This window comes from Clostridioides sp. ZZV14-6150 (assembly GCF_020657875.1).
Lineage (GTDB): Bacteria > Bacillota > Clostridia > Peptostreptococcales > Peptostreptococcaceae > Clostridioides.
The window spans coordinates 196,582-218,527 of record NZ_JAGWDA010000006.1 but is presented as its reverse complement, the minus strand read 5'-3'; the positions used below and the strand labels follow the sequence as shown (position 1 = coordinate 218,527).

General features: G+C 26.6%; 20 protein-coding genes. 15 read left to right on the top strand and 5 right to left on the bottom strand.

The annotated features are described in order from the left end of the window. Nucleotides 1–36 precede the first annotated feature (36 nt). Entirely contained in the window at nt 37–723 is a 687-nt protein-coding gene (locus KGF41_RS09495) for a hypothetical protein (RefSeq protein WP_227839560.1), read from the top strand. A 43-nt stretch (nt 724–766) separates the two neighbouring features. Here KGF41_RS09495 and KGF41_RS09490 read toward each other — a convergent pair whose 3' ends face one another. From KGF41_RS09490 to KGF41_RS09480, 3 genes are all read right to left on the bottom strand, one after another. Further along, entirely contained in the window at nt 767–1,441 is a 675-nt protein-coding gene (locus KGF41_RS09490; protein WP_227432770.1) for an MgtC/SapB family protein, read from the bottom strand. A 220-nt stretch (nt 1,442–1,661) separates the two neighbouring features. Then, nucleotides 1,662–2,216: a cysteine hydrolase family protein gene (locus KGF41_RS09485; RefSeq protein WP_227839561.1), complete on the bottom strand. Its 555-nt coding sequence runs from the start codon at nt 2,214–2,216 to the stop codon at nt 1,662–1,664. A 78-nt stretch (nt 2,217–2,294) separates the two neighbouring features. Then, nucleotides 2,295–2,660, bottom strand: coding sequence for a winged helix-turn-helix transcriptional regulator (locus tag KGF41_RS09480; RefSeq protein WP_227839562.1), 366 nt, complete (start codon nt 2,658–2,660; stop codon nt 2,295–2,297). 225 nt (nt 2,661–2,885) lie between these two features. Between KGF41_RS09480 and KGF41_RS20885 the strand changes: the two genes are divergently transcribed. Together KGF41_RS20885 and KGF41_RS09475 are read left to right on the top strand one after the other, a co-directional pair. Further along, nucleotides 2,886–3,020, top strand: coding sequence for a hypothetical protein (locus tag KGF41_RS20885; RefSeq protein WP_255611360.1), 135 nt, complete (start codon nt 2,886–2,888; stop codon nt 3,018–3,020). Between the two features lie 195 nt (nt 3,021–3,215). Continuing rightward, a complete protein-coding gene (locus KGF41_RS09475; protein ID WP_227841447.1) occupies nt 3,216–4,001 on the top strand; it encodes a GNAT family N-acetyltransferase in 786 nt (261 codons plus the stop codon). A gap of 95 nt (nt 4,002–4,096) precedes the next feature. Here KGF41_RS09475 and pdaA read toward each other — a convergent pair whose 3' ends face one another. Next, nucleotides 4,097–4,921 (bottom strand): delta-lactam-biosynthetic de-N-acetylase, encoded by an 825-nt coding sequence (gene pdaA / locus KGF41_RS09470; RefSeq protein ID WP_227827295.1) that lies wholly within the window; start codon nt 4,919–4,921, stop codon nt 4,097–4,099. Between the two features lie 223 nt (nt 4,922–5,144). On the opposite strand from pdaA, the gene KGF41_RS09465 reads away from it, so the two are divergent. Next, complete coding sequence (locus KGF41_RS09465) at nt 5,145–8,264, top strand: helicase C-terminal domain-containing protein (protein ID WP_227856601.1); 3,120 nt, start codon at nt 5,145–5,147, stop codon at nt 8,262–8,264. A 17-nt stretch (nt 8,265–8,281) separates the two neighbouring features. Beyond that, nucleotides 8,282–8,881, top strand: coding sequence for a ribonuclease H family protein (locus KGF41_RS09460; RefSeq protein WP_227827297.1), 600 nt, complete (start codon nt 8,282–8,284; stop codon nt 8,879–8,881). Nucleotides 8,882–9,065: 184 nt separating this feature from the next. Here KGF41_RS09460 and KGF41_RS09455 read toward each other — a convergent pair whose 3' ends face one another. Beyond that, nucleotides 9,066–11,189 carry a peroxiredoxin gene (locus tag KGF41_RS09455; protein WP_227827298.1) on the bottom strand — a complete coding sequence of 708 codons (2,124 nt, stop codon included), beginning with the start codon at nt 11,187–11,189 and terminating at the stop codon, nt 9,066–9,068. A gap of 264 nt (nt 11,190–11,453) precedes the next feature. Here KGF41_RS09455 and KGF41_RS09450 point away from each other — a divergent pair, with 264 nt between their 5' ends. The 10 genes from KGF41_RS09450 (at nt 11,454) to KGF41_RS09405 (ending at nt 21,929) form a co-directional block, all read left to right on the top strand. Next, nucleotides 11,454–11,702: a hypothetical protein gene (locus KGF41_RS09450; RefSeq protein ID WP_255612780.1), complete on the top strand. Its 249-nt coding sequence runs from the start codon at nt 11,454–11,456 to the stop codon at nt 11,700–11,702. 164 nt (nt 11,703–11,866) lie between these two features. After that, nucleotides 11,867–13,258, top strand: coding sequence for a UbiD family decarboxylase (locus tag KGF41_RS09445; RefSeq protein WP_227856600.1), 1,392 nt, complete (start codon nt 11,867–11,869; stop codon nt 13,256–13,258). Nucleotides 13,259–13,381: 123 nt separating this feature from the next. Next, the gene (locus tag KGF41_RS09440; RefSeq protein WP_227856599.1) at nt 13,382–14,851 is read left to right on the top strand and encodes a VanW family protein; all 1,470 of its coding nucleotides are present in this window, start codon (nt 13,382–13,384) and stop codon (nt 14,849–14,851) included. Between the two features lie 64 nt (nt 14,852–14,915). Beyond that, a complete protein-coding gene (locus tag KGF41_RS09435) occupies nt 14,916–15,509 on the top strand; it encodes a GAF domain-containing protein (protein ID WP_227432784.1) in 594 nt (197 codons plus the stop codon). A gap of 181 nt (nt 15,510–15,690) precedes the next feature. Next, nucleotides 15,691–17,037 (top strand): tetratricopeptide repeat protein, encoded by a 1,347-nt coding sequence (locus KGF41_RS09430; RefSeq protein WP_255611364.1) that lies wholly within the window; start codon nt 15,691–15,693, stop codon nt 17,035–17,037. A gap of 180 nt (nt 17,038–17,217) precedes the next feature. Continuing rightward, a complete protein-coding gene (locus KGF41_RS09425) occupies nt 17,218–17,589 on the top strand; it encodes a CidA/LrgA family protein (protein WP_227827303.1) in 372 nt (123 codons plus the stop codon). Next, entirely contained in the window at nt 17,582–18,271 is a 690-nt protein-coding gene (locus KGF41_RS09420) for an LrgB family protein (protein WP_227827304.1), read from the top strand. Before KGF41_RS09425 ends, KGF41_RS09420 begins: the two co-directional genes overlap by 8 nt. 511 nt (nt 18,272–18,782) lie before the next feature. Beyond that, complete coding sequence (locus KGF41_RS09415) at nt 18,783–19,649, top strand: YitT family protein (protein WP_227827305.1); 867 nt, start codon at nt 18,783–18,785, stop codon at nt 19,647–19,649. Nucleotides 19,650–19,895: 246 nt separating this feature from the next. Then, a complete protein-coding gene (locus tag KGF41_RS09410) occupies nt 19,896–20,705 on the top strand; it encodes an MORN repeat-containing protein (protein WP_227827306.1) in 810 nt (269 codons plus the stop codon). A gap of 159 nt (nt 20,706–20,864) precedes the next feature. After that, nucleotides 20,865–21,929: a CAP domain-containing protein gene (locus tag KGF41_RS09405; RefSeq protein WP_227827307.1), complete on the top strand. Its 1,065-nt coding sequence runs from the start codon at nt 20,865–20,867 to the stop codon at nt 21,927–21,929. Nucleotides 21,930–21,946 lie beyond the last annotated feature (17 nt).

Here is a 21,946-nt window from a genome sequence, read left to right as displayed (position 1 = left end):
ATAAAGTAGTTAACTTAATGTTTTGGAGGGGAATTTATGTTTGAGAAGTTTAAAGTATTAAAAAGTTGGCAAAAGATATTAATTGTTATTATAGGAATTTTATTATTACCATTAACATTATTATTATTTTCTATTTTATTTTTAGTAAAAAGTATAAATAAAAATAGTAATAAATTAGTAAAAACATTAAAAGTTGTTATAAGCTTATTTGTGGTATTTATACTCTTAATGTTCAATTGGGTATGGTGGGGAGCAACGCTCAAAGTAGCAACAGAACCTAATTTGAATGAGCAACAAGAAATAAAAAGAAAAGAAGAAGAACAGGATATAAAAGACAATGAAGTAAAAGAAAAACAAGAATTAAAAGCAAAAGAAGAAAAAGATAAATTAGAGCAACAAAAGAAAAAAGAGTTAGAAGAAAAGAAAAAACAAGAGGATTTAGAGTTAGCTCAGAATAAAAAGGAAGAAAAGGAAAAAGCAGAAAAACTTGCTAAAGAAAATGCTGATAAGTCAACAGAAAACGCTCAAGCTCCAAATCCTAAGACTGAAGAATCAAATCCAACCAACCAAAAAACATCTGAAACTGTATATGCAAATGGAGGAAAATCTAAATCAAATAAATATCATTCTTCTCCTACTGCACATAATATGGAAGGTGCAATTTCAATGAGTAGAGAAGAAGCAGAAGCAAATGGATATGTAGCTTGTAAAACATGTTATTAGTAACAAAGAAATAGACTAGTGTTTAGCTAGTCTATTTCTTATATTATATCTCTAAAGATTCTATAAGAGGATTATCACTAAACAACTTTAACAGATTCGTCTTTTTATATCCTTTAGGTAATTTAGTATAGATAATTACTTCTAGCCAATCTCCATCAATGCGTTTAATATTCATATTTATAATTTCAATTTTAGACTGTTTAAATTTTTCTTCAATATATGAGATTGAATCCGTGCTGTTAGAAATTTTAAGAGAAACCTGTTCTGCTGTAGGGAGTTTCATCCATTTCCTATCTCTATGAAGTAGTATTTGAGTGATAACGATAATAATGCTTGAAACAATACCAAGTAAGTATAATCCACAACCAATTGCAAGTCCTGTACCTGCTGTCGCCCATATACCAGCAGCTGTAGTAAGTCCGCTTACTGATTGATTTCTGATAAATATTAATCCTGCTCCTAAAAAACCTATTCCACTGACAACCTGTGCTGCAACACGGGCAGGGTCTAAACCAATACCTGGAGTACCTACTACATCATCAAATCCATATTTGGAAACAATGATTATAAGTGCTGATCCTAGTGCTACTATAAAATGAGTTCGGATTCCAGCTTCTTTTAGCCTATTCTTTCTTTCATATCCAATCAAAGCTCCACATAAACCAGCAATAATGATTCTTGCTATATATTCAAATTGAATAAGTATATGATTATTCATCTATCTAGCACCCCCTTTTATGTAATATTATATATACTATAACACTACATTTTTTATGTGGATATAGTAACATTTGAAAATTATATGATTGTTGCATCTAAATCTAAAATATGAAAAAGTATTTTATGTATATAAAAATGGTATAAGGGATATATAAGATTATATAATTAAAGAGCAAACTTAAATTAATTAAGATTACTCTTTATAATGGTAAATATTTTTATTTACAATAATTAGACAAAAAAATGTCTGTATTTTTTATATCTGCAAAACTATGTTGTAAAGATGCCATAAATACTTGATGTACAGTTTCAGCAGAAATCTCTTTGTCATCCCAAAATAAATTTTTTGTTGTGCAAGCATCGCTTATAAGAGTAATATCGTATCCAAGTTTCTTTGCTGTCCTTACACTTGTATCAATACACATATGACTCATCATTCCACAAATCACTAATTTATCTATGTTTTTTTCTTCAAGACAACTTTGTAAACACGTTTTAAAAAAACTATCTGGTGTATGTTTAATGATAATTTCTTCATTCTTAAGTGGAAAAACAATTTTATTTATCTTTGAACCATAAGTGTCAGGTAGAAAGAATGATGTAGTTGAACTCATTGATATATGCTGTACATGAATAATTGGTAAGTTATTTTTTCTAAAGAGTGTCAGTATTTTTTTAGCATTTTCAGCAGTTTTTTCTGTATTAAATAATTCACATTTCCCATTTTTAAAATAATCATTTTGAATATCAATTAAAATTAAAGCTATAGACATATTTATACCTCCTTTTATATTTTTATTATAATACTGTTAAATGAAATGTAAATTACTTACTTTTTGGTATGTATAGAACTATTTATTATAATAGATTCCTTTATTGTCTAAAAATTCTTGTTGTCCATGTTCAAGCATATATTCTATACCTATTTCTTGCATTATCTCTACAGCTTGTAACATTTTTTTGCCACGATTAGTAAGAAAATATTCAGTATGTAATGGATATCCAGTTGAACTGATTTTATCAACAATACCAAATTCTCGAAGTTCTTTTAACTGTTGGATTAACATTTTTTGACTTATTCCATCTATACTATGCTCTAAGTCAGAGAATGTTTTATTACATTGTCTCAATTTAAATACAATTATAGTCTTCCATTTTCCTTTAATGATATCATGTACAATTTCAAGAGGGCATGTATATTCATCTCTTATTTTCATAATATATCACCTCCATAAAATGATAATAAATTATATCACTGCTTTTATAATATGACAAATCTATATGAAGTATATATAAAATTTGTGTTTTATTAAGTTCTAAATTTCTTCTAATATAGTTCACACTTAGTACATAAATAGTTAGTAATATATAAGTAAGTAATATATTTGATATAAATTAAATAATTTTAAAATAATTTATGATAATTTAGAGGAGGAAAATATATGAATATATCAAGAAAAGCTATGAGAATAATAGAATTAGCACAAAGGATTGCAACTAAAAAAGGTATCTCAGTAGAGGAAGCTTGGGATGAGGCATTAAAAGAATATAAACAGAAATACCAACATATTGCATAGAAATTTAAAAATATAGTTCAATTTTGTAAAGTAGAAAATATCATATAATCAATAATTGATTTTTCTGAAAAAATTATAAATTTACAAATTTAAATTATTTTAAAAAATTTAGAATATTTAGTAGAAGTTAATAACTTTAAATGATACTATAAATTATAAGGTATATCATTATTAACACAAAAGGAGGATGTACACTTGATTGTAAAAATAGATAATACTTTAGAAAAAAAATTTTGGCAATATGTATCACATGAAGAAAGTTTAAACTTATTTATAATTGGATATGTTGAAAACTATGGATTTAGTTCTGATTCTCAAGAAGTGTGGTCTCAGACAAAAAAAGGAAGTATAACTTCTATAATATTAAAAAATAAATCAACACTTATAATCTATAGTTTAGAAAATAATTTTGATGTAGAAGAAATGGAAAGCCATATAAAAGGATTAGATATAGAAAGTATAAGTGGAAAAAAGTGTGTAATAGATAGACTAGTGAGTATATACAAAGATTTTTATGAAAAATTGGATAATAAATTTTGTATATTAAAGAAAATAAAAGAGTTGGATTTTTCTACTATAAATGAATATAGGATAGAAAAGGCGTATGAAAAAGACATTGATGAAATAGGAAAACTTTTAAATGAATCAGGATATAAGGTAAGTCCAAAATACATAGAAGCAAGAAAAGAATACTTAAAAGAAGGTAATGTAAGAGGATATTTCATAAAAGATAATAATACTATGATTAGTACTGTATCAACTGGTATGGAAACTAGTTTTTTGGCAATGATAGTTTCTGTAAGTACAGACAAAGAGCATAGAAAAAAAGGGCTTGCTAGTTATATGGTGTACAATTTAAGTAAAGAACTATTGTCAGAAGGGAAAATACCATGTCTTTTTTATAATAATGAAATAGCAGGAAAAATATATCATAATATAGGATATGAAGAGACAAATGAATGGACAATACTTTTTAAATAATTCTAAAAACACAAAACTCCATCAAGAATTAAAGTATTTATAAATAGATTTATTTTTACTATAATTCATGAGGGAGTTTTATTTTAATTAAAATGTTATTTTTTACTGCTTAAATAGTCAAGTGTTTTAAGTTTGTAACCTTCTTTTTCCCAATGTGTAAGTACTTCATCCAATATCTCAGTATTAGTTGAAGAATTTGGATGTAATAGAACTATTGCACCAGGATGTGTTCTAGAGTAAATTTTGTTTTTAGCAAACTCATGAGTAGGTTGTTTCTTTTCATACCAATCTACATAAGCAAAACTCCAAAATATAGATTTATAACCCAAGTCTTGTGTGTATTTTAGAGATTGTTCACTAAATTTACCCATTGGTGGTCTAAAATATTTAGGCATTTCTTTTCCAGTAACATCTTTATATGCTTTTTCTACACTTACAATTTCTTCTTTGAATTTTTCAAAATCTGTAATTCCAGCCATTGATGGATGACTTTTTGAATGATTACAAACCAAATGACCTTCTTTTTCCATACGTTTTATTAAATCTGGATTACTTTTTATATAACTTTCAACTACGAAAAACTGTGCCTTTGCATTGTGTTTTTTTAGTGTATCTAGTAACTTTGGAGTGTTCCCACTTTCATATCCAGCATCAAATGATAAGTATATAACTTTTTCATTAGGGTTTCCTACATAATATGAGTCATATTTCTTAAAAAAATTGGCTTCTTTTATAGGGGAGGGTTGTTTACCATCCTCTCTAGGGTTAAAATACCAATCGTATTCATGTGTATCAAGTGTTGGACTAGAAATTTGAGTTTTTGTTTTATCTAGCGATTTAAAGTTCATACTAGCAATTCCAAAAAGTATTAGAGCAAATGCCCCTATCATAATGTATTTTTTTAGGCTATCTTTTTTCACAATGTCACCTCTTATTTAAAATTTCAAGCAAATCTTTCTTACAATATAGTTTGAATATTTATAGTTAAAAATATTCATATATACAAATAATAAATTAAAGAAGTTTCTTTTAAGATATATAAAATAATATTAATTATCTTAAACAAAATACATATAAATGATAAAATATAAGGAGCAATTATTGTGTAGAAGTTAAATTGGATTAACTTGAAGGGATATAAAAATGGATAATATAATAAGTATATTGAATGATGTTGTTTTTTTAGATATAGAAGTTAGTGGAATAGACTATTTAAATTCAGAAATTTTAGAAGTTGGAGCTGTTAAAATTAAAGATTGGAAAGCTGAGACATATCAATCGTTAATAAAAAATAAAGCTGAAGTGCCTATAGAAGTATTCTCTCTATGTGATAATCTTAAGAAAATTGATTTAGAAGACGCTTTTAATCTAGAAATGGTAGAAGAGGAGTTAAGAAATTTTGTAGGAGATAGTCTGATTATATGTCATGATTTAAGTTTTAAAAGAAAGTTTTTTGAGTACTATATGCCAAAGCTAAAAAATAAATTGATTAATTCAATTGAGTTAGCAGTTATTTTAGAGCCATATCATAAGGATTATAGTTTGGGGTATTTAAAAAGTATTTTAACTAGCGATAAATCTGAGACCAAGAATAGAGCTTTATCAGATGCTATTGATACTATAAATATTGTAAATTCTCTTTTAATAAGATTTAATAATCATGAGAAAACTAGTCTAGAGCCATTAAGTTTTAAAATAAATTCCTATCTAAATAAGTTTAATCTTGGAAAATGGGAATGGAGTAAATTCTTAGAAGAAGCAAAATATGATTTATTTCATGATGTAAGTATTATAAAAGAACATGAAGAGTTTAATCCAAAAGGAGAAAATGTAAAGGAAAAAGAAACTTTAAAAATTTTACGTGAGCAAGAAAAGAAATATGAAGAATTATTAAAATATAAGCATATCTGGGAAAGTAAAGAAGGATTTACATATGAATATAGACCAGGTCAGTATGAGCTTACTAAGGCAATACGAGAATTGTTTAGAAATAATGAAGATGACGAAAAAATTGCGTGCATAGAGGCACCAACAGGGATAGGAAAAAGTGTTGGATACTTATTGCCAGCTATATTAGAAGCCAGAATTAATAAAAAAAGATTACTAATTTCTACTGATACAAAAGAATTGCAGATACAATTGATAAATAAAGATATTCCAAATGTGTTAAATTCTTTAGGGTTAAATGGTAAAGTAAGTTATGGATATATAAAGGGAAAAAACAACTATATATGTATAGACAGATTAGAAGCATATATAGTAGATTATGAGTCTCAAGAACCTACTAAAGAAGAAATATTATCTTTAATATTTTTAGAAAGATTAGTTGAAGGTGGCAAATATGGAGATATAGAAGAAATAAACTATTGGGTGTTGGATAACTTCAAGGAAATAAATACTCACTTAAGAAATATAAGTTGTGACCCAAACATGTGTAAACCTAAAAAATGTAAAAAAGATTGTCTATATAAAAATAGGACAGAAGAGTTAAAAGATGAACATATAACAGTAATAAACCACTCCTTATTAGCTAAATGGCCATATAAAGATGAAAAGCCTTTAGAAAATATAATAGTAGATGAGGCACATAATTTAACTGAAAAAGGATATGATTTTTTTTCAAGTATCATAAATTCAAAGTCTTTAAGATACTTATTACAAGAAATTTATCCTTATGAATTTATACAAGATAGCAGTTTTATGTATAAAAAAACTAATAGAAACATGAAGAAAATAAAGGCTTTTGATAAATTCTATCATATATTAAAAATTGAAAGAAAAGATAAACAAAAAATTGCTAGGAGTATAAATCTTATTATTGAAGAAATAGATTCAATATTATCATTTGGTAACTGTAGTGAATATAATAATGTAAGCAATTATAACCTAAGATGGGAATTAAATTTACAAATAGATGAAATTGCAGGAAAAATAAAAAAAGATGATATAGATACTGAAGTTAGCTATAGATTATATAGTGAAAAGATAAAACTAAGTTGTGAAAAAATAATAAAAAATTTAGTTTCAATAATAATTGTAATTTATAGGAATATTGATGATGATAGTATAGATAAAGAAGCAGATATATATAAGTTTGGAAAAGCAAAGACAAGAGATTTAGAGGATATAAAAATTGTTTTTGAAATTTTCTTGGAATATGATGAGAATGATGACTATGCAAGAATAGTTGAAATTGAAAAGAATTATAATGATTTTGAATTTAGAGTAGTTCCATTAAAAATAGCAGATTTGTTTGAAGAAAATATTTTATCTCAGTTAGAGAAAGGAATATTTTTATCAGCAACCTTAAGTTTATCTGAAAATATGTCTTATTTTAAAAATACATTGGGAATAGATAGGGTTAAGAATATAGAAAAAATTATAGAACCAATTTTTGATTATAAGAATATGGTTTCTGTAGTCGCATTTTCTGATATTTGTGAGTATAAGAATACTGAATTTCCAAATGAGATAAGTAAAATTATATCGAATATATCACGCATTACAGAAGGGCATACATTAGCTCTGTTTAATAGTAAAAATAGACAAGAAAAAACTTATGAGATATTAAAAAAATATTTGCATGGTTTAAATTTAGAAATTTATGCTAATAAAAAAGGTGTTAGACATCTTAATGATTTAAATAGAAAGTGTGTAGTACTTGGTTCAAAAGGCTGTTTTGAAGGAGTTGATATTCCAGGCGATGGTTTGGTATGTGTAACTTTGGACAAACTTCCTAATTTAAACCCTAAAGACCCTTTGTATTATACTATAATGAAGAAGTATAATGTAGATTATTATAGTATAAATTATCCGCAGATGACTATAAAAGTAAAGCAAGCTATGGGAAGACTTTTAAGAAGTAAATATGATTATGGATGTTTTGTGATTTTTGATGTTGGCACTAATATAAGCACATTAAAAAGGCTAGAGCAAGATTTGCATGGTTGTAAAATTTTAAAGATGAATAGTAATGACTTCTATACTTATGCAAAACAACACTTAAATAAATCTAGAAGCCTAATACTAAAATCTGTTATATTTGATACTATAAAAGCATTACAGGTCAATACTAAAATAGATAATGATGACGTTGATAAAAATACTATAAAAAAAGATATCAATGAAAATATAAGGCAAAGAGCTGTAAAAGGAGAGGTATATCATATAGATATTGAAAATAAAGATATGAAAGTAAAATATTTCGATAAAAATTATTTGATAAATCTAGATGTATTTATGAGAGAAAAACATAAAAACTAATGGTGGGAGTGATATATTTGGCAAAACAAAAGTTTTATGCTGTGAAAAAGGGCAAAAAAATTGGAATATATGATACATGGGATGAGTGTAAAAAACAAGTAAATGGATTTTCAGGAGCTGAATACAAGAGTTTTGCTACATTACAGGAAGCAAAAGAATATGTTTATGGAGCAACAAAAACAATATTTAAAGAAGATGAAGAATTTATAGAGGCATATGTTGATGGTAGTTATGAGCATTCAATAAAGATGTATGGTTCAGGTGTTGTAATTCTAAAGAGTAATGAAGTCATAAAAACTTATAGTAAAAAGGGAAATGAGCAAATTCTAGTAGGTATGAGAAATGTGGCTGGTGAGATAGAAGCTTCTAAAATTGCAATGCAGTACTGCATTGATAATAATATTCAAAACCTGATTTTATATTTTGATTATGAAGGTATTGAAAAGTGGTGTACTGGAGTTTGGAAAACAAACAAAGAAGGAACTATAGCATATAAAAACTTTTATGATAGTATCAAAACTAAGTTAAATGTCAAATTTATGAAAGTTAAAGCTCATTCTGGAAATAAATACAATGAAGAAGCTGATAAGCTAGCTAAAAAAGCTATTGGTATATAATTAGAAATTAGCATACCGTTAAAAATTTATTGACTTATAACAAAAAAAGCAGGATTGTATTATAATAAGATAAGTTTCTGATTTCAAAATAATTGATATTATTATCAATTAAGTAAAGCTCATTTAATATAATGCAATCTGCTTTTTTATATGGCAAAATTATAAAATTTTATATTATGTCTAATTAGAATTGGCCATAAAGACCTTCAAGTTCTTCTTTTAACAATTCAGGGTCATTTATACCAATAGACATAGTTCTAGCTAATATATTTGCCTGGTCATAAGTTGATGTCCAAGAGAATACACCACCTAAACAGTTTCTAAGCACATATTGAGTTTTTAGGAATATGGATAATGAATCATCATATGACATTGCAAATTCTCCATCTTTAACTAAATATGGAACCTGAGCAACTCTATCAAATCTATATTCATATCCATTTTTATTTATATAATCTTTTCTAAGTTCATCGTAAGTTCTTGTTATAGTAGCACCTAATCTTCCATAAAATGGTAGACCAAGAAGGATTTTTTCAGAAGGCATTCCAGCATTTTCAAGGTTTCTGACCATTGCATCAACACTATATCCTGGTAAGGATAAGTCTGAATCAAAAAGGTTTGCTTGATGTTTTCTACCATTTGGTCCTGTTTCACCTGCTGTGAAATCATAACTCATAAGATTAAAATAATCTATTATTGGAGCTATTTTATCTATTTCAGCACTTGAGTTTATATATCCCATATCTCCTGTTCCAGCTACACTAAGCCATTTTTCATCTCCTATAACATCTCTTATAGCTGTTAGTAAAAGTGTGAAATTTTCTCTATCTTGAGGTCTTGATTTTATACCAGCTGCACCACTTCCAGGATATTCCCAGTCTATATCTACTCCATCTAAAGCATATTCATTTATCATTTGATTGACTTGTCTTGCAAAGTTATATCTAGATGTAGGAGTCAAAGCTGCATCAGAGAATCCCTCAGCTCCCCAACCGCCAATGGCTACAATTACTTTTAAGCTAGGTTTTTCAGCTTTAAGCGCAAGTAATTGGTTTAAGAATCTAGGATAAGGAATAAATAAATTACCATATTGGTCTATTTCAGCAAATGCGAAAATAACTGCATCTAATAGCTGTGCATCTACATTAGTTGGATTACCAAGAACATATTCCATTACAATCGGATTTATATCTGGACAATTTATATTTTCAACTATTGGATTATATGGGTCATTTATTTGTGGTCTAACTAACTTTTTTGAGTCTTTTAATGTTTTCATAGCTATTTTTTTAGAATTTTTTTCACTTGTATAATCATAATTTTTGTAATTTTGTTTATAGAAATCCTCATAGCTACTATCTTCTTTATCGCATTTATCATAGCTATTATCCTCTTTACTACATTTATCATATTTGTATTTTATTTCATCGCAGGATTTATCTTTAAGTTTATTCTGTTTGGAGTTATGAATTTTGTTAGTATTTTTAGTATGTTTTTGTTCGCAATCACAACTATCTTTAACATCCTTATTGTATTCTTGTTTGTGGTCATGAGATTTGTTTATACACTTAACATTTTCTTGTTCGTAATCATTTTCAATATTTTTAGTATGTTCTTTTTTACAATTGTAAGTATCATCAATATTTTTAGTATATTCTTCATCTGTGTAATTATCTGGCACAAAGCATAGATACCAATCCATACATGAATACTTTTTATTACAACTATTTACTCTATTTTTTAACTCTTTATAGTTTTTAGGATATGGCAAAATAACAGGCATTCCAGGGAACCAGTTTGCAGGAGTAACTACATTATCTCTATCACTAGTTTGAAGAGCATCTACTATTCTAAGTATTTCTGGTATATTTCTGCCTGTAGTCAATGGATAATAAAGAATAGTTCTTAATATTTGATTATTATCTATAATAAAGACAGAACGGATGGTAGATGTATCACTCATTGGTTTTGATATCATGCCATATAATTTGGCAATTCTCATATCTCTATCTTCTATGATAGGGAATGGGATTTCTACACCTGTAAGTAAAAACATATTGTACATCCAAGCTAAATGAGAGCTATTGCTATCAACACTTAGGCCGATTAATTCTGTATTTCTTTTCTTAAATTCATCATAATATTTAGCAAAGCATAAAAATTCAGTAGTACAAACTGGTGTAAAATCACCAGGATGTGAAAATAAAACAACCCAATTACCTTTGTAATCAGATAGTCTAATAGGGCCATCTGTTGTATTGGCTTTAAAATCAGGCGCCTTGGATCCTAAACTTGGCAAATTTGGCATGTAAATCACCCCTCAATAAATTATCATTTATTTCATTCTATTAATTAGCACAGATTAGTGTTACTATTTTATTAAAATGAAGGAATACTAATGTCAAAAAAAGATATTTATTAAAAATATTTAATATTTTCGTAATATAAATGACAATAATAATTGCTATTTTTTTACTAATTTGGTATAGTAATGGATAAGGGGTAGTGTCAATATTAGTGATTATACGAGGTGATTGAATTGAAAAAAATTCTAAGAATTTTAGTTATCTCCATGATGATATGTTTTGCAATGACTTTTGCATTAGTATTAATAAATTCAGTTATGGGAGTACATGTAGGATTGGATTATTACTTTTTAATGGCGAGTGTGCTTACAGTATGCTTGACTACAGGAGTTGTTTTATGCAATGCTAGAAAAATATTTGCTAACAAAACTATACATACAACAAGAATGAAAAATGTCAGTGCTAATAAAAAACAAAAAAGTCATTCTAGGGATATAAAAAGAAAGATATCATAATTTATGTAAAGGAAATATTTATGTATAAAATAATGATTGGTAGGTAAAATAAAAACACGATTTAACTTGTGTTTTTATTTTTTTTCAGGAATTATGATATAATAACCAATAAGAAATTTAGTTTATCATAAATATAAATATTGCTAAATAGAGAGGGAACTATAATGAATTTTAGAGATTTATTTGAAAAAACTGTAGATTTTATTGATGAAAAAAGAAAATCTATAGTAGCAGTTTCATTATCAGCATTAGGCATACTTGTTTTAATCATAGTATTTTTCTTAAGTAGTAATGAATTTAGTGTAGGAAATGAAGCAAATGAGCTGTTAAAAATTGTAGAGAAAAGACAATACTCTATTGCTGTGGATTACTATGCAAGTGTAGATAAAAAGTTTTCTGATTCAAAAATGGAAAGATTTAATAAATCCGTTTCTAAAAAAATAAATAAATTATTATTAAATAGTGGTGACAAATATTTAGATGGAGATATAAGTCAAGAAAGTTTTATTGGACTAATAAATACAGTAAAATCATTAGATAAAATAAATATAAATGTAGATGATTTAATAACTCAAGCTGATAGAGTTGGAGAAATGTATAAAGAAGAAAATATTACTTACAATGTGGCAATTGCTTACATAAATACTATTTCAATTTTAAATGGTATAGGTGGTAAACTAGATGTATACAAGCAAAATGTAGAAACAATTAAAGAATCTAGAGATGTTTATGACTCTGCAATAAAAGACCAAAAAGTATATAAGTATTATGATGCTATTGAAAAATATAATAAAGTATTAAAAGAAGACGAAAAATATTACAATCTAGCTCAAAACGCTAAAAAACAATGTGTTGAAGAAATGTATGATTACTATATAAGTAAAGCAGAAGAAGCAAACACTTCTGGTGATTATGAGAAGGCATTACAGTATATAGACTATCTAAAAGAAGACTATTCAGACGATGAAAAGGTACAAAGTTTAGAGAAGAAGTATAAAAAGAATTTATCATTGTATACTTTAACATCTGATGACATTATAAATATAATCTCTAAAAAAAGTGGGAAAGAAAAGGCAAATCTATCTATAAACTCACTTCCACAAATGGTAAAAAACGATAAATACTATTATGCTGAGGTATATGAGTACGATAAATTAATAAATGAAGTTTTAATAAGTGCAAAAACTAAAGATTTATATTCATATAAAGATGGTAAAAAAGATTATAAGGTAGATTATGGAGAAGGATATTTTAGAATATTAGAAGATGGAAGTTATCAATTTGGTATTACTAAAGATAAAGCTAAATTTGTGTTGACTAATACCCTTGATGAGAAAGAAAATAAATATAAAAAGGTTGATATATTGGATATAGAAAAAGCTGATAAATATGTGAAAAGTAAAAAAAGTTTAGAAGAATTATTTGGAAAACAAAAAAATATTTATTATTATGCTGTAGTAAACAAAGGATTATTTAGAGGAAAAGAAGTTTATGCTATCAACATATACAATGAAAAAATATATTCCATATCAGAAAAAGGATTAAGTGAATATTAGTTATTTATATCAATAATGTTAAATTATTATATAATTAAAAAGTTTTTGGTTTTTTAAGGCATATTATGTAGTAATATAATAGTAGGTGTATATAAATAATTTTATTGTAAGGAGAAGTAAGGGATGATTAATGAGAACAAAAAGCTAGTTATAGCTATTGGAGCTGTAGCATTATTATTAGTAATATTTGTAGGTATAATGTGCATGCAGTTCAAAGGGGAGAAAATAGCAAAAAACACATATGTTAATGGCATAAGTGTTGGAGGATTAACTAAATCGCAGGCTAAGCAGGAGTTAGCTAAAAAATACAATTTAGATAATGTTGAATTTAACTACAACAATAGAAATTGGAAAGTTAAAAGTCAAGACTTAAATTTATCTGCTGATTTGGATAAAACTGTAGAAAATGCATATAATCTAAATAGAAAGAATGGTTTCTTTAGCAACTTATCAAAAACTATTTCAGCAAATTTTGGTAAAAAGAGTGATTTAGTAGTAGTAACAAATTATGATAAAAATAAATTAAAAGCAGAAATGGAAAAGATAGCTAAAGAAATAGATGTAGAGGTAAAAGATGCAACGATTGATATAAGTAGTGAAAAGGTAAAGGTTGTACCAGATTCTGATGGACTTAAAATGGATATTTCTAAGAGTATGAATAGTTTTGATAGTCAGGTTAAAAAAGGAAAGTATACAAATAAGTTAGTAGTAAAAGCTACTTCAGCAAAAATAAAAAAAGAGCAACTTGCTAATATAGACACAAATTTAGGTAAATATGCAACAACATTTAAAACTTCTCAAGTAAATAGAAGTATAAATATAAAATTAGCAACAGATAGTATAAGTAACATTTTACTTATGCCAGGAGAAACTTTTTCGTTTAATGAACATACAGGAAAAAGAAGCAAAGCAAATGGATATAAAAGTGCTCCTGTTATAGTAGAGGGAGAAATGGAAGATGATTATGGTGGAGGAGTTTGCCAAGTTTCATCGACACTATATAATTCTGTTTTATATGCAGGCTTAGAAATTACTAATGTAAAAAATCATACGATACCATCAAGTTATGTTCCAAAAGGAAGAGATGCTACTGTTGCAGACAGTGGAATAGATTTCCTATTTAAAAACAATCTTAAGCATCCAATTTACATAAAAAATTACGTTTCAGGAAATCAACTTGTTTGCAATATATATGGAAGTGCAGAGGATAAACAGAATATAACAATATCAACAAAATTAGATGGTGTCTCACAAACTACAATGAAGAGGGTCAATGATTCTTCAATGCCTAAAGGAAAAGAAAAAGTAGATAAGAGTGGAAGAAATGCATACTCTGTATCAACATATAGAACATTTAATGATGCAAATGGCAAGAAAATTAAAACTGAAAAAATAGCTAATTCATATTATCCTAAGAAGGAAGGTATTATATTAGTTGGAACTATGGAACCAAAACCAGAAGAAAAGCCAAAGACAGATGAAAATAAAGATAATCAAAATACAAATAACCAAAATACAGATAATAAACCAAAACCAGAAACACCACCAACTGATAATAAACCTAGTGAGACACAACCACAACCACAAGCTTAAAGTTCTCAAGAATAGGATTTATGTAGAGTATTAAAAAATATAAATCTAAATAGGAGGGATTACTTTGAATTTAAATAATATAACTAATTACGTTCAAAGTATTTGCGAGAATATTTCTAATGTGTTAGATGTAGATGTTACTTTAGTTACAAAAGATTTAACTAGGATAGCAGGAACAGGAATATTCAGAGGTAAAATAGGAGAAACAATATCAGAGAAATCTGTGTATTCTCTTGTTTTAAAAGATGGAAAATCCTATGTTATAAATAAGGAAATAGAAGAGAACTGCAATAAATGTGCAAATAGAGAAAACTGTAAAGAGTTAGCGGATATATGTACTCCTGTTAAAATGGGAGAACATATACTTGGAATCTTGGGTATAGCTGCATTCAATGAAGAGCAAAAAGAAAAGATACTTTCAAAAGATAAGGAGTTAACTGCTTTTGTAAGGAGTATGTCTGATTTAATATCTTTTAAATTGGATGAACTATACAAACAAGAGGTTAAGACTATGGATGACCTTGAAAGAGAAGCTATAGAAAATGCTATCAAAAAATATGGAAGTAATACAGAAGGAATGAAAAAAGTAGCAGAAGCATTGAATATAGGCATAGCTACACTTTATAGGAAAGTAAAAAAGTTCAACATTAAAAGTTAGTAATATTGTAAAAAAGGTAACCTTTTCATAAAAAGAATGGGGTTACCTTTTTTATTATGAGAATAATGGTAAAAAATGTATAGTTTTGACTTGACATATTAAATATGTTATCTTAAATATATATTTTGAAGTGGAGGTGAGTATTATTTTAGTGAAAGATATAAAACAAGATATAGAAAACATGCCTAGAAAAATTTTAGATATATCTTTGATAGAAGAAAATAAAAGCGATTTGACTTTTTTTAACATAGAAGAAGAAGATGGTGATGAGACACTAAAAGCATTAAAGCAAAGTTATGTGACTACCAATTATAAAGAAGAGACTCTTTTAAATTTACAAGGAGCTTTGAAGTCAAAGTCAGACACAACATCAAAGGAGTTAAAATTAGAATCATATAAGAGATACAATAATGCATTGGATTTAGCATATAAAGACTATATAACTAGTGCTATTAATATGGTAAATAAAGCTTTAGAAATAAATCCTAAAGATATTGATATATTAAATCTTAGAGGGCTTCTAAAGTTATTAAAATGTGACTTTGCTAAAGCATTTGAGAGTTTTTATACTGCTCTATGTTATGAAAATAATCATATATCAAGAAAATATGTTAATTTAATTTCATCTGAAGATTTCAAAACATTTTTAGGCAGATACAATCATTCTATAAGGTTTATAAATGAAGAAATGAATTATGAGTCAATACATATTTTGGAGAATATAGTAGAGGAAGAACCACAACTAATAGAACCATATGTAATCTTATCTTTATTGTATGATAAACTAGGTAATGTAAAAAAGAGAGAAGGATATTTGGACAGACTCAAAGAGATAGATAAAGATAATCCAGTATTTGAAAAAGAAGAAGAAAAACAAGAAGATACAAGTAAAAAAGAAGAAGAAAAACGAGTTAAAAAGAAGAAAAATAGCTTACCATATATTGTACTTGCTTGTATTGTAATTGCAATGGGTGTATATTTTATTCAAAGTAAAAAGAGAATAGAAACCTTGAATAATCAAATAAGTAAGAAAGATGAGAAGTTAACTGAAACTGATAAAAAACTGGGTGAAACAAATAAAGAATTAGAAAAAACAAATAAAGAGTTAGATGAAGCTAAAAATAAAGAACCAGAAAAAGAAATAACTGTAGCTAATGAGGAAGATTTATACTATGAGGCTTTGGATTTAAAGAAAAATAAAGAATATGAAAAAGCGATAGATAGTTTCAAAAGTATAGTTTCCTCAGGGAAAACTAAAAAATATATTTCTGAATCAATATATCAATTAGCAATAACAAATAAAGCATTGGGAAATAAGGATGAAGCCATAAAGTATTATAAGAAGTATATAAATACTTATACTAAAAATGACCAATACTATGATGATTCATACTATGAGTTAGGCATGCTTTATTATGATAATGGAGATTTAGAAAATGCAAAAAAAACTTTTTATAGTTTAAGAAGTGAAGTTCCAGATAGTATGTATAACAATTCAAAAATAAAAGAAATTTTAAGCAAAAAATAGATTTATATAATTAAGTTTTTTGAAACAACCAAGTATGTATTTTATTAAATTAAAATAAAAATAAATTTAAAGAGAGATTGTATTAAATCATAACTTTCTGTTTGAAGAAAGATATTTGCTTGTTGATAAAACTACAAATATATGGTTTGAAACAATCTCTTTAGTTTTTGGAGGTGGAAAATGAAAGTTTTCAATCAATTAGTAATAATTTTATGTATATGGGTAATAGGAGAGTATATAAGCTCATTTATACAAGGTGTTATACTTATTCCTGGGAGTATAGTTGGCATGCTATTATTATTCCTATTGCTACAATTTAAAGTGTTGGATTTAAGTAGTATAGAAAATATAAGTGGATTTTTCCTTGATAATATGGCTGTATTTTTTATACCAGCAGGAGTATCACTTATAAAATCATTAGACCTAATAAAAGAAAATGTATTAGTACTTTTGCTAGTTATATGTCTAAGTACACTAGTGGTAATGTATACCACTGGAATTATAGTGGAAAAAATGATAAAAAAGAAGGAAGAAGGGCAAAAGAATGTATAATGTATTACAAACGCCAGTATTTGGCATAATAGTAACAATCGTGTTTTTTAATTTAGGGAGATACATTCAGAGAAAAACAAATAATCCTATATGCAATCCTATGTTAATTGCTATTGTAGGAATCATATTATTTCTAAGCATAACAAAAATTCCTTATGAAAACTACAAGATAGGAGCAGATAGCATAAATTTCTTTTTAGGACCTGTTACAGTAGTGCTTGCAGTTCCACTTTATAAACAGTTTGAATTATTTAAAAAGCATATGCTTGAGATTGTTATAGGAATAGGTTGTGGTATAATAATTTCCTTTGTATCTGTATTAATAATTGGTAAAATAGCTAATTCAGATGTAAGTATAATAAATTCACTTATTCCAAAATCTATAACAACACCAATGGGAATATCTTTAGCAAATTCTTTAAATGGTGTAGAGTCAATAACAGTAGTAGCTATAATTTTTACAGGTATTTTTGGGGGGATGGTTGCTTCTACTGTATTTAAACTTGGAAATATAAATCATCCAATTGCTAAAGGAATTGCACTTGGGACATCGGCACATGCTTTGGGAACAACTAAAGCTTTTGAACTTGGAGAAGTGGAAGGAGCGATGAGTGGAGTTTCTATTGGGGTTTCTGGTACAATTACAGTAATATTAATCCCGATTATAATGAATTTTATATAAAAATATAAAATAACAATAGGTATCTTGAATTCTTAAAACAAAAATAAAATAAAAAAATTTTAAAATAAAAACTAAATTAAAAAAATGCAAATAATGAAATAAAAAAATCATGTGCTGAAATTATAAAAACAAAAATTTCATTTAAAAATTAATTATGAATAAAGCATTATATGGTTAAGTTTACTAAAATACTATAAAAATAAATATTTAAGAAAAAATACTATAAATTTACTATATTGCAAGTTACATAATATATAGTATCATATTGTGCTAGAAGAATTTTAATTTGAAGCATAAATGAGAGAATTTAAGTACTTTGAAATTTTGGAATATAAAAAAATACACTAGACATATATAAAAAAGATACTATAATAGATGATGTAATAGATGACAGTTCAAGAAATTCTATGAAAAAATTTGCTTGAAATATTATCTATTACATCAGTAATAATATATATATAAGTAAGTTTTTAAAATTCTAAGGATTTAGAAGAATTGAAGGGAGAAAGAAATGAGTGAAGTTAAGAATACCCTACAGAAACATCCAGCTTTAAGATATTTAACAATGCTACTGGGGATGTTGATGACATCTATAGGAATAAATGGGTTCTTAAGACCAGCACATCTATTAAGTGGAGGTGCTACAGGTATAGCAACATCTATAAACTATTTGACAAATATCAATGTGGGTCTATTAACATTTTTAATCAATATTCCAATATTTATTTTAGGTTTTATATACCTAGAAAAGGAATTTTGTATTTCAAGTTTATTCAATATGATTGTATTTTCATTATTATTAGGTGCAACTCAGGAAGTAAGTAATATCATACCTATCAATGATATATTACTTCAAAGTGTGTATGGAGGTGTATTATCTGGTTTAGGAGTTGGTATTGTATTTAGAACTAGGTCTTCTCAAGGTGGTACAGACATCATAGCTGCAATACTGAAAATTAAGAAAAATATAGAAATGAAAGATACTGCTTTAGCAATCAATGGTTTAATAGTACTTACAGGAAGTTTTTTATTTGGTTTAGATTTAGCATTATATACTCTCATAGGATTATTTCTAAATGCATATTCAATGAATTTTATTAAAGATGCAATGAATTATCAAAAATCTGTTATGGTAATGTCAACTCAAGTCGATTTAATAGCAGAAGACATAATGAGAAGTTTAGTTAGAGGTGTAACTTTCTTGGATGCAGAGGGTGCATACACTCATCAAAAAAAGAAGATTATATATACAATAGTTTCATCAAATGAGATACCAAAGATAAAGGATATAGCTTTAAAATATGATAAAAAAGCATTTATATCTGTAAATGATGTTACAGAGGTAAAAGGAAGAGGATTTAAAGCAAAAGACTTATAAACTATAAAAATATAAGCTGAGGGTTTGTAATATGTAAATTTATATATTATAGTCCTCAGCTTCATTTATTTTAAAATATAATAAACTATGGCTTATTTACTATTTGTGTATCACTTTCAAAGAGATTATTTTAAAATTAAAATTGAAAAAATTACTCAATGTGTAGAAAACATGACCAATATTAGGATATAATAAATTTAATAGATTTAATAAAATATCTATGAATAACGTTGGAGGAATGGCATTATGAATTTATCTAAAGAATATGTTGATTTGTATGATAATTATTTAAAATATATAAATGAAGTAAACAAAGAGATTAGAAGCATAAAAAATATGAAAAAACGTGTTTTAAAAAAAGGTGATTTTGCATCAGAAAGTGAAGTCTTGGAATTAGAAGGAAAAACAATTCGAGATATAGATGATGTAGACACAAAAAAGCCAAAAAATAAAATATATAAATTTTCTAATGGAGATGTATATGTAGGAAAGTTTTTAGAAGGAAAGATGGAAGGTCAAGGTTCATATACTTTTTTTGTGGATGAAGGAACTGATATGGAGTACATAGGAGAGTTTAAACAAGATAAAAAAAATGGAAAAGGAAATTTTGTATTTTCAAACGGTAATGAGTATATAGGTTATTTTGAGGAAGACATGATGAATGGCATTGGGAATATGCTCTATAACAGTAAAGATGAATATATTGGAACTTGGAAGAATGGCAAAAAAGATGGAAAAGGCATCTATAAATGGAATGATGGATGTATATATGCAGGAGAATTTAAAGGTGGAAAGATGGAGGGATATGGTATTTGTTATAATAGTGAAGGAGAAATACTTTATGAAGGAGAATGGAAAAATAATTTGATTCATGGAAAAGGAACTTACATATGGGCAAAAGGAAAGAAATATGTAGGAGAATTTATGCATGGTAAAAAGCATGGCCAAGGTACTTTTTATCTAAATAATGAATTAGTTTATGAAGGAACTTGGAAATTTGATAAGCCATCTATCTTTGACAGAACTTTAGATGAAATATTTTCATTAAGATTGTAGCTTTATCTATTAATAGGTAAAGCTTTTTTATAATACTTATTAAATAAAAAAAATATAAACAGATGTTAATAGGATTTAATCAGTATATATTATCAGTATTAATACATGATAATGTATATATTAGAAATTTTTAGTGAAGTTTTTTAAAGGAGGAATATATTGAAAAAATTAATTGCTTTAGTATTAGTAATACTTATTGTTTTATTTTATAGTCCTGAATTATTGAGAGAAGTAGATGATTTGAAAGAAGAATTTTTTCAAAGCGAAATATGGAGTGAGTTTTTAGATAAAATAAACTTAGGTGATAATTCAAAGAAAAAGGAAGATGAGAAAAATCAAAACTCACAACCAGATGATAATGGAGAGAATAATTTAAACGAGACTAATATAAAAAATTTTGAAAAACTAAATTTAGGAGAAAACTTAACTCAAGTTTTAGCTAATATTGGAAAGCCTGGCAGAATTGATACTAGTGAATATGGATTTGACTGGTATGTATACAACCAATATGGAAAAGATTTTGCAATGGTTGGTATTGAAAGTGATGAGGTAGTTGCACTTTACAGCAACTCTATGGACTCATGTGAAAATCAAGATATAAAAATAAATCAAGATAGACAGACAGTGAGAAACAAGATTACGCCATTAAAATATAAGAAAAAAGGAAATACTAGATATATAATAAATTCAGAAAATCAATATGATATAATAAGTAAGGGAGGTAAATATATTACAATTTTCTATGATATTCATGAAAAAAATAGAGTTTGTTCATATTTAATAATTGATAAAACTACAGAAGATGAGTTCAAAGAATTATATCCAACCGATAAAGAAGAGCTTAAAAAATGTTTTGAATTTGAAATTATAGACCTTGTAAACAGTGTTAGAAATCAAAGAGGATTGAATTCACTAAGATATAGTGAACAAGCTACTTTAAGTTCAAGAAAACACAGTGAAGATATGAGAGATAATAATTTTTTTGACCATATAAACAAAAAAGATGAAACTCCATTTGATAGAATGAAAAGAGAAGGAATAATATATACCTCAGCAGGAGAAAACATAGCAGCAGGACAGATTAATGCAATATATGCACATGAAGCTTGGATGAATTCAGAAGGACATAGAAAAAATATTTTGGGGAATTATAATAATATTGGAGTTGGAGTAATATTTGGAGGAAGTTATAAAACGTATTACACTCAAAATTTTTATAAATAACTAAAATATTTGAAAGG